The organism is Luteimonas sp. 100069 (genome assembly GCF_003813845.1).
GTDB classification, from domain to species: Bacteria; Pseudomonadota; Gammaproteobacteria; order Xanthomonadales; family Xanthomonadaceae; genus Luteimonas; species Luteimonas chenhongjianii.
Window position 1 is genome coordinate 374,782 of record NZ_RPFN01000001.1, and the last position, 17,974, is coordinate 392,755.

Annotated in this window: 17 protein-coding genes; 7 read left to right on the plus strand and 10 right to left on the minus strand. The window is 68.8% G+C overall.

The genetic code is table 11. From position 1 onward, the window contains the following. Positions 1 to 60 precede the first annotated feature (60 nt). Together EGK76_RS01650 and cysK are read right to left on the minus strand one after the other, a co-directional pair. On the minus strand, positions 61 to 579 hold the full coding sequence (locus EGK76_RS01650; protein WP_123831396.1) for an O-acetyl-ADP-ribose deacetylase: 519 nt from the start codon (positions 577 to 579) through the stop codon (positions 61 to 63). Between the two features lie 617 nt (positions 580 to 1,196). Further along, on the minus strand, positions 1,197 to 2,156 hold the full coding sequence (gene cysK, locus EGK76_RS01655) for a cysteine synthase A (protein ID WP_123831398.1): 960 nt from the start codon (positions 2,154 to 2,156) through the stop codon (positions 1,197 to 1,199). A 178-nt stretch (positions 2,157 to 2,334) separates the two neighbouring features. Between cysK and EGK76_RS01660 the strand changes: the two genes are divergently transcribed. From EGK76_RS01660 to EGK76_RS01685, 6 genes are all read left to right on the plus strand, one after another. Further along, entirely contained in the window at positions 2,335 to 3,456 is a 1,122-nt protein-coding gene (locus EGK76_RS01660) for an efflux RND transporter periplasmic adaptor subunit (protein ID WP_233580130.1), read from the plus strand. Then, entirely contained in the window at positions 3,453 to 6,587 is a 3,135-nt protein-coding gene (locus EGK76_RS01665) for an efflux RND transporter permease subunit (RefSeq protein WP_123831400.1), read from the plus strand. Before EGK76_RS01660 ends, EGK76_RS01665 begins: the two co-directional genes overlap by 4 nt. Then, complete coding sequence (locus EGK76_RS01670; RefSeq protein WP_096300694.1) at positions 6,580 to 7,137, plus strand: GNAT family protein; 558 nt, start codon at positions 6,580 to 6,582, stop codon at positions 7,135 to 7,137. Before EGK76_RS01665 ends, EGK76_RS01670 begins: the two co-directional genes overlap by 8 nt. Before the next feature lie 110 nt (positions 7,138 to 7,247). Then, complete coding sequence (locus EGK76_RS01675; protein ID WP_343205618.1) at positions 7,248 to 8,741, plus strand: alanine/glycine:cation symporter family protein; 1,494 nt, start codon at positions 7,248 to 7,250, stop codon at positions 8,739 to 8,741. A gap of 1 nt (position 8,742) precedes the next feature. After that, positions 8,743 to 9,651: a TrmH family RNA methyltransferase gene (locus EGK76_RS01680; protein ID WP_123831404.1), complete on the plus strand. Its 909-nt coding sequence runs from the start codon at positions 8,743 to 8,745 to the stop codon at positions 9,649 to 9,651. Continuing rightward, a complete protein-coding gene (locus EGK76_RS01685) occupies positions 9,630 to 10,460 on the plus strand; it encodes a class I SAM-dependent methyltransferase (RefSeq protein ID WP_123831406.1) in 831 nt (276 codons plus the stop codon). Before EGK76_RS01680 ends, EGK76_RS01685 begins: the two co-directional genes overlap by 22 nt. Before the next feature lie 4 nt (positions 10,461 to 10,464). On the opposite strand, the gene EGK76_RS01690 is transcribed toward EGK76_RS01685, so the two are convergent. The 4 genes from EGK76_RS01690 to EGK76_RS01705 form a co-directional block, all read right to left on the minus strand. Then, positions 10,465 to 11,841, minus strand: a complete 1,377-nt coding sequence (locus tag EGK76_RS01690) for a M28 family peptidase (protein ID WP_233580186.1) — start codon at positions 11,839 to 11,841, stop codon at positions 10,465 to 10,467. Positions 11,842 to 11,969: 128 nt separating this feature from the next. Further along, on the minus strand, positions 11,970 to 12,398 hold the full coding sequence (mscL, locus tag EGK76_RS01695; RefSeq protein ID WP_123831408.1) for a large-conductance mechanosensitive channel protein MscL: 429 nt from the start codon (positions 12,396 to 12,398) through the stop codon (positions 11,970 to 11,972). A gap of 37 nt (positions 12,399 to 12,435) precedes the next feature. Continuing rightward, positions 12,436 to 13,161 (minus strand): fumarylacetoacetate hydrolase family protein, encoded by a 726-nt coding sequence (locus EGK76_RS01700; RefSeq protein ID WP_199730832.1) that lies wholly within the window; start codon positions 13,159 to 13,161, stop codon positions 12,436 to 12,438. Between the two features lie 77 nt (positions 13,162 to 13,238). Further along, a complete protein-coding gene (locus tag EGK76_RS01705; RefSeq protein ID WP_096299693.1) occupies positions 13,239 to 13,532 on the minus strand; it encodes a hypothetical protein in 294 nt (97 codons plus the stop codon). Between the two features lie 77 nt (positions 13,533 to 13,609). Here EGK76_RS01705 and EGK76_RS01710 point away from each other — a divergent pair, with 77 nt between their 5' ends. Further along, the gene (locus EGK76_RS01710) at positions 13,610 to 13,963 is read left to right on the plus strand and encodes a Rieske (2Fe-2S) protein (protein WP_096299692.1); all 354 of its coding nucleotides are present in this window, start codon (positions 13,610 to 13,612) and stop codon (positions 13,961 to 13,963) included. 10 nt (positions 13,964 to 13,973) lie between these two features. On the opposite strand, the gene EGK76_RS01715 is transcribed toward EGK76_RS01710, so the two are convergent. The 4 genes from EGK76_RS01715 to thiS all read right to left on the minus strand — a co-directional run bounded on the left by EGK76_RS01715 (position 13,974) and on the right by thiS (position 17,960). After that, positions 13,974 to 15,821 carry an SLC13 family permease gene (locus EGK76_RS01715; RefSeq protein ID WP_096299690.1) on the minus strand — a complete coding sequence of 616 codons (1,848 nt, stop codon included), beginning with the start codon at positions 15,819 to 15,821 and terminating at the stop codon, positions 13,974 to 13,976. A 129-nt stretch (positions 15,822 to 15,950) separates the two neighbouring features. After that, entirely contained in the window at positions 15,951 to 16,706 is a 756-nt protein-coding gene (gene trmB / locus EGK76_RS01720; RefSeq protein WP_123831409.1) for a tRNA (guanosine(46)-N7)-methyltransferase TrmB, read from the minus strand. 10 nt (positions 16,707 to 16,716) lie between these two features. Next, positions 16,717 to 17,514 (minus strand): thiazole synthase, encoded by a 798-nt coding sequence (locus EGK76_RS01725; RefSeq protein WP_123831411.1) that lies wholly within the window; start codon positions 17,512 to 17,514, stop codon positions 16,717 to 16,719. A 245-nt stretch (positions 17,515 to 17,759) separates the two neighbouring features. Then, positions 17,760 to 17,960 (minus strand): sulfur carrier protein ThiS, encoded by a 201-nt coding sequence (gene thiS, locus EGK76_RS01730; protein ID WP_096299684.1) that lies wholly within the window; start codon positions 17,958 to 17,960, stop codon positions 17,760 to 17,762. Positions 17,961 to 17,974 lie beyond the last annotated feature (14 nt).

The following is a 17,974-nucleotide window of genomic DNA, read 5'->3' on the forward strand; positions in this document are numbered from 1 at the left end:
TGCGTTGCGCAGACGCCGGCCCAGGGCCGGCGTCTTTGTGTGTGGAGCCGGCGCAGGCGGTCACGAACGCAGCGCAGCTTCGTAGCGCGCCAGCATCGCGCGGTCGTGGCAGCAGAACAGTACCTGCGCCGGAGTCGGGCCTTCGAAGGCTCGCACGGCTTGGACTGCGAGCGCGACGGCGGCGTCTGGCGGATAGCCGTACACGCCGCAGCTGATCGCCGGGAATGCGATGCGTTGGAGCCCGTGCGAGGCCGCCAGCGCGAGACTGTTGCGGTAGCAGGCCGCAAGCGCCTCGGCTTCGCCCGCGCCGCCGCCCCGCCAGACCGGCCCGACGGTGTGGATCACATATCGCGCCGGCAGGGCGAAGCCCGGCGTCATGCGGGCCTCGCCGGTCGGGCAACGGACGCCCGGGCGCACCTGCGCGATCCCTCGGCAGGCTTCCAGCAGGTCAGCGCCCGCTGCGCGGTGGATGGCGCCATCCACGCCGCCCCCGCCCAGCAGGGCTTCGTTGGCGGCATTGACGATCGCGTCGGCCTCGACGCGGGTGATGTCGGCCAGGCGGGCCTCGAGGATCGGCATGAGCGGCAGCGTCCTGGCGTGGATGTCGAGGCGGGGTGAGTACTGCGCCGGGATCCGCCAACCAGGCTGTCGGCGCCCGATTCGAAGCGTCATGAATGCTGTTTCCAGATCCAGCCGTCTGCATGTGCCGCTCGCGGTCCATGATGCCTTGCGACGGGGCTGCGTCAGCGAAGCCATCCCGCATCTGCACGACGCCAATCCCGGGCTCGGGGCCGTCGATGCGCGGACGGCGGTGCAGCGGCTGGCCGAGCATCCCTCGGGCGCGCTGGATCCTGTCGACCCATTCAGCCTGCCGGGGGCTCGGCCCCGCAACCGACCGGCACCCTGCCGAGCGAGGTGGCCGCCAGGATCGCCACCGGCAAATGCGGCCAGGCGTCCTGCGCGACGTCAAGCCGGGCATGAGCGAGGACGCGGCGCGCGAAGCGGTCGTCAGGCACTGCTCGCCGCTGCTGAGCGAGGCGGCAGGAAACGGTCGTGCGCGGCGACAGCGGCAACTTCGGCCGGCTGGGCTGGGTGCTTGCCGTGGTGGTCGTCGGTGGCGGACCGGCGTGGCTTGGCTAGCCTCGGGCGGGTGAATGCCTGGCCCGCACCGGCGTGCGGGCCATCGGGCACGTGAGTCAGGGCAGGCCGGCCAGCCAGTCGTCGTCCGAGCCCTCGCTGACATCGGCGAACAGCGGCGTCGAGAAGTAACGCTCGCCGGTATCGGGCAGCATCGTCAGGATCACGTCGCCATCGTTCGCGGTGCGGGCCACTTCGAGCGCGGCAGCGGCGGTGGCGCCGGCGGAGATGCCGACGAAGATGCCTTCCTCGGTCGCCAGCCTGCGCGCGGTCTCGATCGCCAGTGCGTCGTCGATCGACAGTACCTGGGCGGCGACGTCGCGGTTGAGCACGGCGGGGATGAAATCGGGCGTCCAGCCCTGGATCTTGTGCGGTGCCCAGTCCTTGCCCTGCAGCAGGGCGGCGCCGGCAGGTTCGCAGGCGGTGATCCTTACTTCCGGCCGCGCGACCCGCAGCACCTCGCCCACACCGGTCAGCGTGCCGCCGGTGCCCCAGCCCGTGACGAAGTGATCCAGCCGGCGGCCGGCGAAGTCGCGCAGGATCTCGGCCGCGGTCGTCTGTCGGTGGTAGGCCGGGTTCGCCGGGTTCTCGAACTGGCTGGCCCAGAACCAGCCGTGCTGCTCGGACAGCTCCTTCGCCCGGCGCACCATGCCGCTGCCGCGTTCGGCAGCCGGTGTGAGGATGACTTTGGCGCCATAGGCGCGCATCAGCTTGCGGCGTTCGATCGAGAACGTCTCGACCATCGTGGCGACGAACTTGTAGCCGCGCGCCGCGCAGACCATTGCGAGCGCCACGCCGGAATTGCCGGATGTCGCCTCGACCACGGTGCCGCCGGGCTTGAGCACCCCGCGCGCCTCGGCGTCGAGGATGATCGCCAGCGCCAGCCGGTCCTTGACCGAGCCGCCCGGATTGAAGGATTCCACCTTGGCGTAGAGTTCGACGTTGGGTGGGGCGAGGCGGTGCAGGCGGACGACCGGCGTATTGCCGATGGTCTGCAGGATGCTGTCGTAGAGGGCCATGGGGGTGCCTTAGACGAAGCGCGGGCGCGCGGTCACCGCAGATTGGGCCATAACGCACGCCGCAGCCAGCGGTTGACGTGGAACGCTGTTTTTTCGCGACCATCTGATGGCACGGTCGGCCTCACCGGCCAACGGTTAAGATCGGGCGGTTTTTCCGTATCCCCCCGCAGGTTTTCCCTTGTCCAAGCATGACTTCGCCCATCCCGCCCTGTCGTTGCGGCTCTTAGGCATTGCCTTCGCCTGCGTGCTGTCCGCATGTGGCGGGAGCGCGCAGGGGCCATCGCGCGGTCCGGCGGCGCCGGGCGCGGTACCGGTGACGACTACGGTCGTCGAGTCGCGCCAGTGGAACGACACGCTCGCGGCGCTGGGCACGGTGAATGCGCGCGAGTCGGTGACCATCACCGCAAAGGTCAGCGAGACGGTGCAGCGCGTGCATTTCGAAAGTGGCGACCGGGTCGCCGCCGGCGACGTGCTGGTGACCCTGTCGGGCAACCAGCAGCAGGCGACGCTGCGCGCGGCCGAAGCCGCCGCGCGCGAGGCCGAGCAGCAGTACGTCCGCGGCAATGAACTGGTGGGCCAGCAGCTGATCGCCCGCGCCTCGATCGATACCCTGCGTGCGAACCGCGAGTCGGCACGCGCCCAGGTGGCCGAGATGCGCGCCAACATCGGCGACCGGACGATCCGCGCACCGTTCGCCGGTGTGCTGGGCCTGCGCCAGGTCAGCCCCGGGGCACTGGTCACGCCGGGCACGGCGATCGCGACGCTCGACGACATCGCTAGCGTCTATGTCGACTTCCCGCTGCCCGAGGTCCGCCTGGCCTCGATCGCGCCCGGGCAACGGGTGTTCGGACGCAGCGCCGCCTATCCGGGCGCCGACATCGAGGGCGAGGTCCAGATCGTCGATTCCCGCATCGATCCCGACACACGCGCGGTCACCGTGCGTGCGAAGTTCGACAACCCGCAGATGCGCCTGCGCCCGGGCATGCTGATCCAGGTCCGGCTCGAGCAGCAACAGCGCCAGGCCCTGATGATTCCGGAGATCGCGGTCATCCAGGTGGGCCGGGATACGTTCGTCTATCGAGTGCTCGAGGATGAAACCGTCGAGCAGACGCCGGTGACCATCGGTGTGCGGCGCGAGGGGCTGGCCGAGATCGTCAACGGCCTCGAGCCGGGTACGCGTATCGTCGTCGATGGCACCGGCAAGTTGCGCCCGGGCATGACGATCGTCGAAGGCACGGTGCAGGAAGCGAAATCTCAACCGGTCGATGAAGGCGAGGCGGCCGGCGGGGCCGCGCCATGATCATCTCGGACATCTCGATCCGGCGGCCGGTCTTCGCCGTCGTTATCAGCCTGCTGCTGGTCGTCCTCGGCATCATGGCGTTCACCCGCCTGACGCTGCGCGAGATGCCCAATATCGATCCGCCGATCGTCTCGGTGGACGTGTCCTACCCGGGCGCCTCGGCCGCGGTCGTGGAAACCCGCATCACCCAGATCCTCGAGGACGCGCTGGCGGGCATCGAAGGCATCCGCACGATCGAGTCGCGCAGCCGCAACGGCCGCGCCGACGTCACCATCGAGTTCAACCTCTCCCGTGATATCGAGGCCGCCGCCAACGATGTGCGCGATGCGATCAGCCGGGTCGTGGACCGGTTGCCGATCGAAGCCGATGCCCCGCAGATCTCCAAGGTGGAAGCCGACGCCGACGCGATCATGTGGCTCAACCTGCGCTCGAGCACGATGGACACCCTCGAGCTGACCGACTACACCGACCGCTACGTGCTCGACCGCCTGTCATCGCTCGACGGCGTCGCGCGCGTGCAGCTGAGCGGCAGCCAGCGCTACGCGATGCGCATCTGGCTCGACCGCGATGCGATGGCCGCCCGCAAGGTGGCGGCAGCGGACGTGGAGGCGGCGCTGCGCAACGAGAACGTCGAGCTGCCAGCAGGCCGCATCGAATCGGCGACACGCGACTTCACCCTGCGCGTCGAGCGCGGGTACCGCGAGCCCTCCCAGTTCGCGCAGATTCCGGTCCGCCGCGGTGACGACGGCTACGTGGTGCGCATGGGCGATGTCGCCCGCATCGAGCTTGGCACCGCCGAGCGTCGTTCCTACATGCGCAGCAATTCGGTGCCCAATGTGGGCCTCGGCATCGTGCGCACGTCCACCGCGAATGCGCTCGACGTTGCCCGCGCCGCGCGCGCCGAGGCCGAGCGCATCCAGGCCTCGCTGCCCGAGGGCACCGAGATCTTCGTCGCCGCCGACAACACGGTGTTCATCGACTCTGCAATCACCCGCGTCTACTGGACGTTGTTCGAGGCGATGGCGCTGGTGTTCGTGGTGATCTGGCTGTTCCTGGGCAGCCTGCGCGCGGCGATCATTCCCGCCGTCACCGCGCCGGTCTGCCTGGTGGCGGCGTTCACCGCGCTGTACATGTTCGGCTTCTCGATCAATCTGCTGACCCTGCTGGCGCTGGTGCTGTGCATCGGTCTGGTCGTCGACGACGCGATCATCGTGCTGGAGAACGTGCAGCGCCGTGCCGATCTCGGCGAGCCTCCACTGGTCGCGGCGCGGCGCGGTACCGCGCAGGTCGCGTTCGCGGTCATCGCGACGACGGCCGTGCTGGTGGCGGTGTTCCTGCCGGTCGGCTTCATGGAGGGCAACTCGGGGCGCCTGTTCCGCGAGCTGTCGGTGACGCTGGCGGGCGCGGTCGCGCTGTCGGCCTTCATCGCGCTGACGCTGACGCCGATGATGTGCTCGAAGCTGGTGCGCAAGCACGGCAAGCCGACCGGCTTCAATGCCTGGACCAACCGCCACCTCAATCGTCTCAGCACCGGCTATGGCCGGCGGGTGGATGCGCTGGTCTCCCTGCGGGGCCCGAAGCTGATCCTGCTGCTGGCACTGTCGATCGGTGCATGCCTGGTCGCCGCATTGCTGCTGTTCTGGCGGGTGCCCAGCGAGTTGTCGCCGGCCGAGGACCGGGGCCGCTTCTTCGTCACGGTCGACGGGCCGGAAGGTGCGGGCTTCGATTACACCGTGGCCCAGATGCAGCAGGTGGAAGCGATCTTCGAACCGCTGGTCGGCCCGGACCAGCCGATCGAACGCGCCAACTCGCGCGTGCCGCGCGGCTGGGGCGGCAGCGAGGAGATGCACAACGGCCAGGTCATCGTGTTCCTCCAGGACTGGCGCGAGCGCGATGTGCCCACGCGCGACGTGGTGGAGACGCTGCGCGCGCAATTTGCCGAGCTGCCGGGTGTGCAGGTGCGCGCCAACGTGCCCGGGGGCCTGATCGGCAGCCGTGGACAGCGCTACCAGCTGGTGCTCGGCGGGCCCGACTACGCCGAGATCGCGCAGTGGCGTGATCGCATCCTGGCGCGCATGCGCGACAACCCCGGTATCCAGGATCCCGATTCCGACTACAAGGAAACGCGTCCGCAGATGCGCGTCGACATCGACCGCGCCCGCGCCGCCGATCTGGGCGTGTCGGTGCAGGAGATCGGCCGCACGCTCGAGACGATGATGGGCTCGCGCCAGGTCACGACCTTCGTCGACAACGGCGAGGAATACGACGTGCTGCTCCAAGCCGACCGCGACCGCCGGATGACACCGTCCGACCTGTCGGACACGTTCGTGCGCGGCCGCGACAACGCGCTGGTGCCATTGTCTAACCTGGTCACGCTGAGCGAGATCGCCGAGCCGGGCAGTTTCAACCGCTTCAACCGTCTCCGTGCGATCACCATCTCCGCAGGCCTCGCGCCCGGTTACACGATGGGCGAGGCGATCGAATGGACCCGGCAGGTGGCGGCCGAGGAACTGCCCGATTACGCGCAGATCGACTGGAAGGGCGAGAGCCGGGAATTCCAGGAGGCCGGCGGGGCGGTCCTGCTGACCTTCTCGATGGCGCTGCTGATCGTGTATCTGGTGCTGGCCGCGCAGTTCGAGAGCTTCGTGCATCCGCTGTCGATCATGCTCACGGTGCCGCTCGCGGTGCTCGGCGCGTTGCTCGGGCTGTGGGCAACCGGCGGCACGCTCAACCTCTTCAGCCAGATCGGCATCGTGATGCTGATCGGCCTGGCAGCGAAGAACGGCATCCTGATCGTCGAGTTCGCCAACCAGTTGCGCGACGACGGCCGCAGCGTGCGCGAGGCGATCGCCGAGGCCTCGGCGGTGCGCCTGCGCCCGATCCTGATGACTGCCGCGGCGACGATCGTCGGTGCGGTTCCGCTGGTGGTCGCGGGCGGGCCGGGCTCGGCCAGCCGGGCGACGATCGGCGTGGTGATCATCTTCGGTGTCGCGTTCTCGACGCTGCTGTCGTTGTTCGTGGTGCCGGCCTTCTATGCGCTGCTTGCGCCGTTCACGCGCTCGCCCGATGCGCTCGCGCAGGAACTCGAGCGGCTGGAGGCGGAAACGCCCGTGGTCAGTGGCCATGCCTGATGCCCCGCGCTGGGATGCGGTGCGCCTCGTCGGGCCGGGCTTCGTGCTCCGTCGATGGCGCGCCGATGATCTCGACGCGCTGCTGCACCATGCGGACGATCCACTGCTTGTTCGCGGTCTGAGCGAGCGCTTTCCGTACCCCTACACGCGCGCCGACGGCGCGCGCTTTCTCGCCGGTCGTGTCGTCGACCTGATCCAGCCGGTACTGGCGATCGAGATCGACGGTGTCGCCTGCGGCAGCATCGGCGTGCGTCACGACCCGTCCGGCGAACGCGCACATTCGGCGGAACTCGGCTACTGGCTCGGCCGCGCGCACTGGAACCGCGGGGTGATGCGCCAGGTTGTCGCCCGGTACGTGCCATGGGTGATGGAGGCCCTGGCGCTCGTGCGCCTGCAGGCGCAGGTGCTCGACAGCAACCCGGCCTCGGCTCGCGTCCTGCAGCTCAACGGCTTCGTCGAGGAAGGGCGTTTGCGTGGCGCGATCCGCAAGGCCGATGGCCTGCACGATCTGCGCGTGTTCGGCCTGCTGCGCGGCGCTGCCGGCAGCTGATCGGGCGGGACAAAAGGTCACGGCGCGGGGGCACGCAGCGCGGAAATGCGGGTATCGTGTCGGCCAGTCGCGGCGGGGATCGCGACAGCCACCCGACGGGAGCATCGCGCATCGTGGATACATTTTTCAGTGCATTGAACGGGCTGATCTGGAGCAAGGCGCTGATCGCGCTGTGCCTGGGCGCGGGCCTCTGGTTCTCGTTCCGGACCCGTTTCATGCAGGTTCGCGGTTTTGTCGAGATGACCCGGCTGACCTTCAGCGGCAAGAGCTCGAATGCGGGCGTGTCTTCGTTCCAGGCGCTGGCGATGTCGATGGCCGGTCGTATCGGCATCGGCAACATCGCCGGCGTCGCCACCGCGATCGCCTTCGGTGGTCCCGGCGCGGTGTTCTGGATGTGGGTGATGGGCTTCCTCGGCGCCTCGACGTCGTTCGTCGAGTGCACGCTGGCGCAGATCTACAAGGAAAAGGACAACGAAGGCCGCTATCGCGGCGGCCCGGCGTACTACATCGAAAAGGCCATGGGCCTGAAGTGGTACGCGTTGGCCTTCGCCTTCGCAACGCTGATCGCCGCCGGTCTGCTGATGCCCGGCGTGCAGGCCAACGCGATCGCCGACAGCATCGCCAATGCGTGCGTGGGTACCTCGGTCTGCGGTGATCTGAGCGGCCAGTGGATGGGCATGGACGCACGCGTCGCGCTCAAGGCCGGTATCGGCATCGCCGTCGCGCTGATGCTGGCGGTGATCATCTTCGGCGGCGTGAAGCGCATCGCCGCGTTCGCCGAACTGGTCGTGCCGGTGATGGCGTTGGCGTACATCTTCATCGCCGTCGCGGTGATGATCATCAACTACGATTTCGTGCCGACGATGTTCCGCATCATCTTCGAGAGCGCGTTCGGTGTGCACGCCGGCTTCGGCGCGATGCTGGGCCTGGCGATCGAGTGGGGCGTCAAGCGTGGCATCTACGCCAACGAAGCCGGCCAGGGCACCGCGCCTCACGCCGCCGCCGCGGCCGAGGTGTCGCATCCGGCCAAACAGGGTTACGTGCAGGCGTGGGCGATCTACTTCGACACGATGCTGGTGTGCACTGCGACCGCGTTCCTGATCCTGGCGACCGGCATGTACAACGTGATCCTGCCCGACGGCACCGTGCTGCAGCAGGCACTGCCCGGCGTCGAAGCAGGCTCGGGTTTCGCCCAGGCGGGCATCGAATCGATCCTGCCGGGCTGGGGCGCGGGCCTGGTCGCGGCGGCGCTGTTCTTCTTTGCGTTCACCACCATCATGGCCTATTACTACATGGCCGAAACCAACCTGACCTACCTGAACAACCACGTCGTACGTCCGGGCCGTACGCTGCTGCTCCGCATCGCGATCCTGGGCATGGTGATCTTCGGCGCCGTGCGCAGCGCGGAGATGGCGTGGATGCTGGGCGACATCGGCGTGGGCCTGATGGCCTGGCTCAACATCGTCGCGATCCTGATCCTGCAGAAGCCCGCGATGCTCGCGCTGCGCGATTACGAGACGCAGAAGAAGCAGGGTCTCGACCCGGTTTTCGATCCCGACAGGCTCGGGATCCGCAATGCCGATTTCTGGCGCAAGGCTCCCTGACATGACGAAATCACGTTGGCCCGGTGGCGGCCAGGACACACCCCGAACTCCAGCGCCCGCGCCGGGACGCGACAGCCCGTGGGGCGCACGAGCGCGACCGAACCCCGAGCCGCCGCGCGCTGCCGCACCGCGGCCCGATGCGCGTGCCGACGACGTCGCTGCCGCCGGCGAGGCTGAAGACAGGCGCGAGATGCGCCTCTACGGGCGCAATGCGATCGACGCGGTGTTCGCGCGTCGGCCCGAGGCGATCCGCAAGCTTTACCTGCTCGAGGCGCGCATTCCGCAGTTGCAGCCGCTGCTGAAGTGGTGCGCGGCGAACCGGGTCGGCTATCGCGTGGTCGCCGAGGACGATCTGCGCAAGCTCGCCGCCAGCTCACACCACGAAGGCGTCGTCGCCGACGTGCTGCGTGAGGCGCCGCAGTCGCTGGGGACGTGGCTGCAGGCCCTGCCTGCAGGACCGGCATGCGCGCTGTGGCTCGACGGCGTGGGCAATCCACACAACCTCGGTGCGATCCTGCGCTCGGCGGCGCACTTCGGCGTCTCCGCGGTGCTGCTGCCCAAGACCTCGCCGCTGGCGTTGTCGGGCGCGGCCGCGCGCGTCGCCGAGGGCGGCGCGGAAGCGGTCCCGTTCGTGCGCCTGGGGCGTGAGGACAACGCGCTTGCACAGTTGCGCAGCGCCGGCTTCAAGCTCGCGGCCACGGTGGTCCGCGGCGGCGACGACGTGTTCGCGGCAGAGCTGCCGGAACGTCTGGTCTTCGTGCTCGGCGCCGAGGGCGAGGGCATGGACGCCGAGCTCGCGAAGGCCTGTGACCTGCGCCTGTGCATCCCCGGCAGCGGCAAGGTCGAAAGCCTCAACGTGTCGGCGGCCACCGCGGTGCTGCTGGCGCAATGGTCGGCCCGGTTGCGCTGAGCGTGGATCCAGGCTGGTCCGACTACGCCGCCTGGCAGGCGGCGGCGCCGGATGTGCTCCTGGGAGACGCCGAACCGGCCGCAGGCCAGGCCGTGGCAGGACGCTGCGATGCCTGTGGCGCGGGACGCGGGTTCCTGCCGCCGATGCAGCCCGCCGATACCCGCGAGGGCATGCACTGTGCTGCCTGTGGGTGCATGGCGCGCCAACGGGCGGTGGCGCGGGTACTGGCGTCTGCCGGCCTGGATCCGGGGGCGCGCGCCTATCTGACCGAGCAGGCCAGCCCGCTGTATGTCGCGTTACGGACACGGTTCCCGATGCTCATCGGCTCCGAGTACGTCCATGCACCGCTGCGGCGGTTGCGGCTCATGCTGTGGTTGTGGCGCCGCGGGGTCTACCAGCAAGTACGCCAGGGCGATGTCACCCGGCTCTTGTTTGCGGACGCCACCCTCGACGCGGCCCTGAGTCTCGATGTGCTCGAGCATGTGCCCGACGCCGAGGCCGCGTTCCGCGAGTTCGCGCGAGTGCTCCGGCCGGGCGGTCATCTGATCGCCACCGTGCCGTTCTACCAGGACGCCGCACACAGCAAACGCATCGCGAGCCTCGGCCAGGGCGGCGAGGTGGTCCACCACGGGCCGGCCGAATTCCATGGCGATCCGCTCGGTGGCGGCGTGCTGTGTTTCCACCACTTCGGCTGGGACTTGCCAGCATTGCTGATCCGGGCAGGCTTTGCGCATGCCCGGATGCATTACGTCCGCGATGCCGCGTGCGGTCTGCCGCGCGGCATCTGGGTGCTGGCGGCGCGGCGCTGACCGCTCAGGGCGCGGTTTTGGGCGCGCTGCCGAATCCGCCTTCGGATTCCGCTGCAAGCCAAGCGAACACGGCGTACGCGGCGGTGTTTTGCGCGACCGCGTCTGGATCGACCTTGTCGAGTGTGTCGTCGGCGTTGTGGTGCAGATCGAAGTAATCCGAACCGTCCTGGCCGAGCCAGCCCCAGGCGCCGCCCTTGGCCGCCAGCGGCGAGATATCGGGGCCGGGACTGCCCTGGTCCTGCAGATAGTCGATGCCGAGCGGGCGCAGCACCTCGGCGATCGCGTCGCTGGTCGCGCGCTGGTCGGCCGGCGCGCTGGTGTTGAAGCCATAGATGCGGCCCGCACCGAAGTCGCTTTCCGCACCGATGATGTGCCTGGCGATGACGCCCGCGCCGCCATGCGCTTCGGCGTAGGCGCGAGCGCCGAGCAGGCCCTGTTCTTCGTTGGCGAACGCCACCACGCGCACGGTTCGACGCGGGCGCTGCGGCAGCTGCGCGATCAGATGGCCGGCGGCCATCGAGATGCCGACGCCGGAGGCGTCGTCGACCGCGCCAGTGCCCAGGTCCCATGAATCGAGGTGCCCGCCGATCAGCACGATCTCCTCCGGCGCTTCCCGACCGGTGAGTTCGGCGATCACGTTCTGTGAGGTGTATTCGCCATTCCAGCCCACATCCAGCGCCAGGTGCACCTGCACCGGCCCGCGCTGCAGCAGGCGGGTGAGCTGGTCGGCATCGGGCGACGACAGCGCCGCCGATGGAATCGGCGTGACATCGGCGTCGAAGCGGGTGATACCGGTATTGGCGACGCGGTGCGGGCTGGTGCTGATGGAGCGCATCAGATAGCCAGCCGCGCCCTTGCGGGCGGCGATGGACGGTCCGCGGCTGCGCACGGGGCCGGCGGCGCCGTAGCCGCTGCCGTCGCGCGAGCGCGCCATCGGCACGTCGACGAAGGCGAGCTTGCCGCGCAGCGTCGCGGGATCGGCGGCTTCCAGGGCAGCGATGCTGTCGAAGCGCACGAGCTCTGCGGTGACATCGCCGGCCGGGCTGCCGCCCAGTGCGGTGATCACCAGCGGCTGCGCATGCGCGCCCACGACCGCAGCCCGCTCGCTGCGGCGTTCCCACTTGGGAAACGTCACCGGTTCGGTCCAGACCTTGTCGTAGCCGAGCGCCTCGAAGCGCGCCTTGGCCCAGGCCACCGCGCGCGCATCCGCTTCGCTGCCCGGCAGGCGCGGGCCGACCTCGGTGGTCAGCGATTCGATCAGCGCATAGGCGGTGCCGTCGGCCACCGCGCGCTCGCGCAACTGCGTGGCCAGCTCGATCGATGCCCGGGACATCGGTGCATCCCCGCGCGGCTGCGCAAGCAGGGGCGCTGCGGAGAGCAACGCGGACGACAGCAGGGAAACGGCCAACGGCCTGAGGGACGGGATGCGCAAGCGGACACTCCAGCGGAAAGAAAACGGGCCGCGGCATTGTGCGCGCGGCCCGTGGAATTGCGAAGCTGTCGAAGAAGTCAGGGCTGGCTGCGCAGCGAATCGCGGATCTCGCGCAACAGCTGCACTTCCTCGCTGGGCTCGGCGGGTTTGTCGGCTTCCGGTGCATCCGCCTGCTTGCGCCTGAGGCGATTGATGAACTTCACCGCGATGAAGATCGCGAAGGCGACGATGATGAACTGGATGACGGTGTTGATGAAGATGCCGTAGCCGATCGTGATCGCGGGGATCTCCTCGCCGGTCGCGGCGTCGATCGTGGCCCCGCGCAGCGTGATGGCAAGGTCCGCGAAATCGATGCCGCCGATCAGCCAGCCGACCGGCGGCATGATGATCTGGTCGACCAGGGTGGTGACGATCTTGCCGAACGAAGCGCCGATGACCACGCCCACCGCAAGATCGATCACGTTGCCGCGGACCGCGAATTCCTTGAACTCGGCGAGGATGCCCATGGATCACTCCTGCACTTGGGGGGAGACACGGTGCCGACTATATCGACGGCGGAGTGATCTCCAGATGCAGTTCGATCACATCGTCGAGCCGCGCCACGCAGCGGTCGCCGGGCTGCAAGGCGGCCACACCCGCAGGCGTTCCCATGAAGACCAGATCGCCGGCACGCAGCGCGAAGAGCTTCGACAGCTCGTGCAGGATCTCGGGCACGTCCCAGATCAGCTGGTCAAGCGTCGATGCCTGCCGGCGTTCGCCATTCACCTCGAGCGAGAGGGTGCGCGGTGCGAGGGGACCGACATCCTCGGCGGGCACCAGCTCGCCGACCGGCGCCGATGCATCGAAGCCCTTGGCGACGTCCCATGGCAGACCCTTGGCCTTGGCCGCGGCCTGCAGATCGCGCCGGGTGAGGTCGAGCCCGACGGTGTAGCCGAACACCAGCGCCTGCGCGGCGTCGACCGCAAGCTCACCGGGCGGCGCGTCGGCGCCGAGCGCGACGACCAGCTCCACTTCGTGGTGCAGATCCTGCGTCGCAGTCGGGTAGGGCACTGCAGCGGCGGTCACCACCGCATCCGCGGGCTTGGCGAAGAACACCGGTGTGCCGCGGGCGGCCTTCGATGTCGGGGCCTGCGCGCCCATTTCCCTGGCATGGTCGGCGAAATTGCGACCCACGCAGTACACGCGACGCACCGGGAAAACACCGCCGCCGCGCACCGGCAGGCGGACGGGTTCGATGGCGGGCACGACATCACGCACGGAGACTGTCATCGCGAAATCCTTTCGCGCCGTGCGGCGCAATGGGGTGTTGGGGTCAACAGCGGGCGCGGCGTGGCCGCGCAGGGGATTCAGCGCAGCACGACCTGGGTGCGCTCGCGGACGACGCGGTATTCGGCGTCCACGATGCGGGTCTCGGGACGCGCCGCCGGCCGGCGTACAAGCAGACGACGGGTGACCCCGAACAGGATCATCGCTGCGCCGACGAACAGGCCGGCCACCAACAGCATGGCCAGCATCGCGACGCCGACCAGGCCGAGCGCGATTCGCAGCAGCGGGTGACGTGGCTTGCGCGGCGCGAACATCGCGCGCACGCCGGAGGCGTCGAATCGGGCATGCAGGTCGCGGAAGAAGGCGTTTGACATGGGTTCCAGAAGCGTCGTGACACAATGAGGCCGATTGGCCGGTGTCCAGTATCGGTCGACATCGCCCCGGAGTTGTAATGCATTCGTTAAAGCCACGTGACAGGGCGGCGCCCCTGCTCGCCCTCGACGCAATTGCCGATGGCGGATTTACGGAGGTGGAGGCACTGGTCGACGGCGACGCGGAATCGCTGATGCTGTTCCGGCAGGGACAGCAGGTGCGGGCGTGGCTGAACATCTGTCCCCACGCCGGGCGTCGCCTGGACTGGGCGCCCGGACAGTTCCTGCGATCGAAATCCGGCGACGTGATCTGCGCGGCCCACGGCGCCAGCTTCTCGGTGGACGATGGACTGTGCGTGGCCGGCCCCTGCAAGGGAGCCTCGCTGCGCGGCGTCGCAGTGGCGGTGGTCGACGGGCAGGTCGTGCTCGCCTGAGCGCACCGGATCAGAACAGCAGATTGACCATCGTCACGACGATCGCGGTGTAGATCAGCGAGATCGGCACACCGATCTTCCACAGCTCGCGCGCCTTGTAGCCGGCTGGACCGATGATCATCGACATCACCGGATTGGACTGGGTGACGAAATTGTTCGAGGCCGACAGCGCGACGATCAGCGCGAACGCGGTCGGGTTGCCGCCCACCGCCAGCGCGAGGTTGATCGCCAGCGGCACCACGACGATCGTCGCGCCCACGTGGCTGATCACCATCGAGAACGCCGCGGTCAGCAGTGCGACGGCGATTTCCAGCACCCAGATCGGCAGGCCGCTGGGCAGGCGCTCGATCGTGTGGCCGGCGACCCACGCCGCCGCGCCGCTGGAATCCATCGCCCAGCCCAGCGGGATCAGGCAGGCCATCAGGAACACCGTCTTCCAGTTGATCGCGCTGTAGGCCTCGTCCATCTTCAGCACGCCGAATACCAGCATGCCGGCCACGCCGGTCATCAGGGCGACCGAGGTCGGTACCCGTGACGACAGCGCGATCAGCAGGGTCACCGCGAAGATCGCCATCGCGACCTTGAACTTGTGCGGGCGCTGCTCGCCCTTGGGGTAGTCGGTGACGATGATGAAGTCGAGCGACTTCGCGGTCTTGGCGAGGTCCTGCCAGATGCTGTGCAGCACCAGCATGTCGCCGGCGCGCAGCGGCATGGTCCGCACGTTGTCGCGGATCACTTCCTTGTCGCGGTTGATCGCCAGCAGGCGCACGCCGTATTCCTTGCGCAGGTTCAGCTCCGTCGCCGACTTGCCGATGAACTTGGAGGTCGGCGGCACCACGGCCTCGGCGATCCCGGCGCGGCTGGGATTGAACAGATCTCCGAAATTGCGCAGCCGCGTGCTCATGCGCAGGAACTGGTTCTGGGCGAAGTCGGCGACCTGCTGGCGCTGGCCCATCGCGCCGATCACGCTGCCCACCCAGATGCGCGCATCCGCCGGCGGCGCCAGCCGCGACTCGTTCTCGGATTTGAGCGCCAGCAGCACCGGCGCATCATGGATCGCCTCGGCCTCGCCGAAGGTCATGCCGACCATCGGGCTTTCCGCGGTGACCACCAGTTCGTAGACGTCGCCCTCGATCCCGTAGGCGCTGGCGAAATAGCTCTGCGTCCGTGCGGGAGTCACGTTGCCTTCGCTGCCATCCTCGAGCTCTCGCAGCTGGTCGTGGCCCCGGAAGTGGAAATACGCCAGGCCCGAGGCCAGCAGCACCAGACCGATCGGCAGCGGCGCGAACATGTTCAGCGATTCCAGCGTCGCCGCGCCCGAAGGCAGGTTGGCATTGGCCGCGGTCAGCAGGTCGTTGAGCAGGATCAGCGGCGAGCTGCCCACCATCGTCAGGGTGCCGCCCATGACGATCGCCACGCAGATCGGCAGCAGCATCTGCGCCAGCCGCAGGCCCGAGCGCGAGGCGAGTCGCGCGGCGACCGGCATGTACAAGGCCATGACGGAGGGATTCTGCATCACGGACGAGTTCAGGCCGGCAATGCCGGCGGTCAGCAGGAGCAGGCGCTGCTCCATGCCCTTGGAGCGGCGCAGCAGCCAGCCCGCGAGCCGGTTGAGCGCGCCGGTCCGGTCCAGACCCATGCCGAGGATCATCGTCGCGATCACGCTGATCGTCGCGTTCGAGGAGAAGCCGTTGAACACGTCCTCGGGCGCCACCAGCCCGGTCAGCCCCAGCATCACCAGCACCACCAGTGCGACCAGGTCGGCGCGTACGCGCTGGAATACGAACAGCACCATCGTCAGACCGACGAGGGCCAGTACGATCTTCATGTCCGTGGTGAGCGCGAGCGCGGTGTCCATCAGCGTCGCGCACCGTGCGGGCGGAGAGCGGAGCGTGAGGCGTTCCGGGCGCAGGCCATCGGCAACAGACTGCGCGGCGCCGCGTGCAGCGGATGTCGAACCCGGCGTCCAGGGGCCCGTATCACGACACTACTGTCCGCTGGCGCCGTCTGCGACGCGGTCGTAGAGCAGGTCCCAGACGCCGTGTCCGAGCTTCTGTCCGCGCGTCTCGAAATGGGTCTGTGGCCGCCACGGAGGACGCGGCACATGGCCACGCGAGCCGGCGCGGTTGCGCAGTCCCGGCGCCGCGTCGAGCACATCCCACATCTGTTCGGCGTAGTCGGCCCAGTCGGTCGCCAGATGCAGGCGTCCTTCGGGCGCGAGCTTGCGCACCAGCAGCGCCGCGAACTCGGGCTTCACCAGCCGACGCTTGTTGTGCCGCTTCTTGTGCCAGGGATCGGGGAAGTAGATGCGGATCTCGTCGAGCGCGCCGTCGCCGATCTCGTGCTCCAGCACTTCGACCGCGTCGTGGTGGTACACGCGGACGTTGTCGTTGCCGTCCTCGGCAAGTGCATTCAGCACCCGCCCCACGCCGGGCGCATGCACCTCGATACCGATGTGGTCACGCGCGGGATCCATCCGCACCGAGTGCCGCAGCGCCGCGCCGTTGCCGAAGCCGATCTCGACGATACGCGGCGCGCTGCGGCCGAAGGCGGCATCGAAATCACGCGGCGTTCCCTGGTAGTCCAGCCCGAACTTCGGCCAGGCGTCATCGAATGCGCGCTGCTGCGCGGGCGTGAACCGCCCCTGGCGCAGCACGAAGCTGCGGATTTCGCGCCGGCCTTCGACAGCCGTGAACGGCTTGGGCGGGGCCTTGGCGCCTTCGCTGGAAAACGGGTTGGTCATCGCGCCGCGATCAGCCGACCAGGCCGTCGACCGGCGAGGACGCGCTGGCGAAGCGCTTGCGCGGAATGCGACCGGCAAGGAACGCCTCGCGACCGGCCTCGACCGCCTTGCGCATCGCGCTGGCCATCAGCACGGGATTGCGCGCGCCGGCGATCGCGGTATTCATCAGCACGCCGTCGCAGCCCAGTTCCATCGCGATCGCGGCGTCGGACGCGGTGCCCACGCCGGCGTCGACAATAATCGGCACCTTGGCGTTTTCGACGATCTCGATGAGGTTGTACTTGTTCTGGATGCCGAGGCCCGAGCCGATCGGTGCGGCCAGCGGCATCACCGCGGCGCAGCCGATCTCCTCCAGCCGCTTGGCCAGGATCGGATCGTCGGAGGTATAGACCATGACGTCGAAGCCGTCCCTGACCAGCTGCTCGGCGGCCTTGAGCGTCTGCACGACGTCGGGGAACAGCGTGCGCTGGTCGCCCAGCACTTCGAGCTTGGTCAGGTTGTGGCCGTCGAGCAGCTCGCGTGCCAGGCGGCAGGTGCGTACCGCGTCTTCGGCGGTATAGCAGCCTGCAGTGTTGGGCAGGATGGTGTAGCGGTCCGGCGGCAGCACGTCGAGCAGATTGGGCTCGCCCGGGTTCTGGCCGATGTTCGTGCGCCGGATCGCGACGGTGACGATCTGTGCGCCCGCAGCCTCGGTGGCCAGGCGCGTCTCGTCGAGATCCTTGAACTTGCCGGTGCCGGTGAGCAGGCGGGAGGAATAGGTCTTGCCGGCGATGACGAGGCCGGCATCTGCATTGGGAGCGGTGGTCATTGGGGGATTATCGCCGATGCGGACACGGCTGCGCGCGGAGCACGTGAACAGGCGGCCGTGCGATGGCGCAACCGCGGGCCGATCGCTTCGCCCACGAAGAGGCTGGCCGGCTGCGGTCGGCAGCCCATTGGGGCCAGGCGAGAGCGGTTGGCAGGGTGGCGTGCGCCAGGCAGCGCCTGGCGCCTCGGCAGGGCAACTGCCTCAGGGGCGCAAAGACCTGCTGAGCGTCGCGTCGCGCGTTCCGCTCAGCCGCCACCCAGGGCGTGGACGATCTCGACCGCATCCCCTTCGGTGATTACATGGGTGTCATGGCGCCCGCGCGGCACGATCTCGCCGTTGACCTCCACGGCGACGCGGCGGCCCGTCAGGCCCTGCTGCTCGAGCAGCGCGGAGACCGTGCTGCCGGCTTCGATGGCGAGTTCCTCGCCGTTGAGTCGGATGTCCATGGGGCAATTGTCGC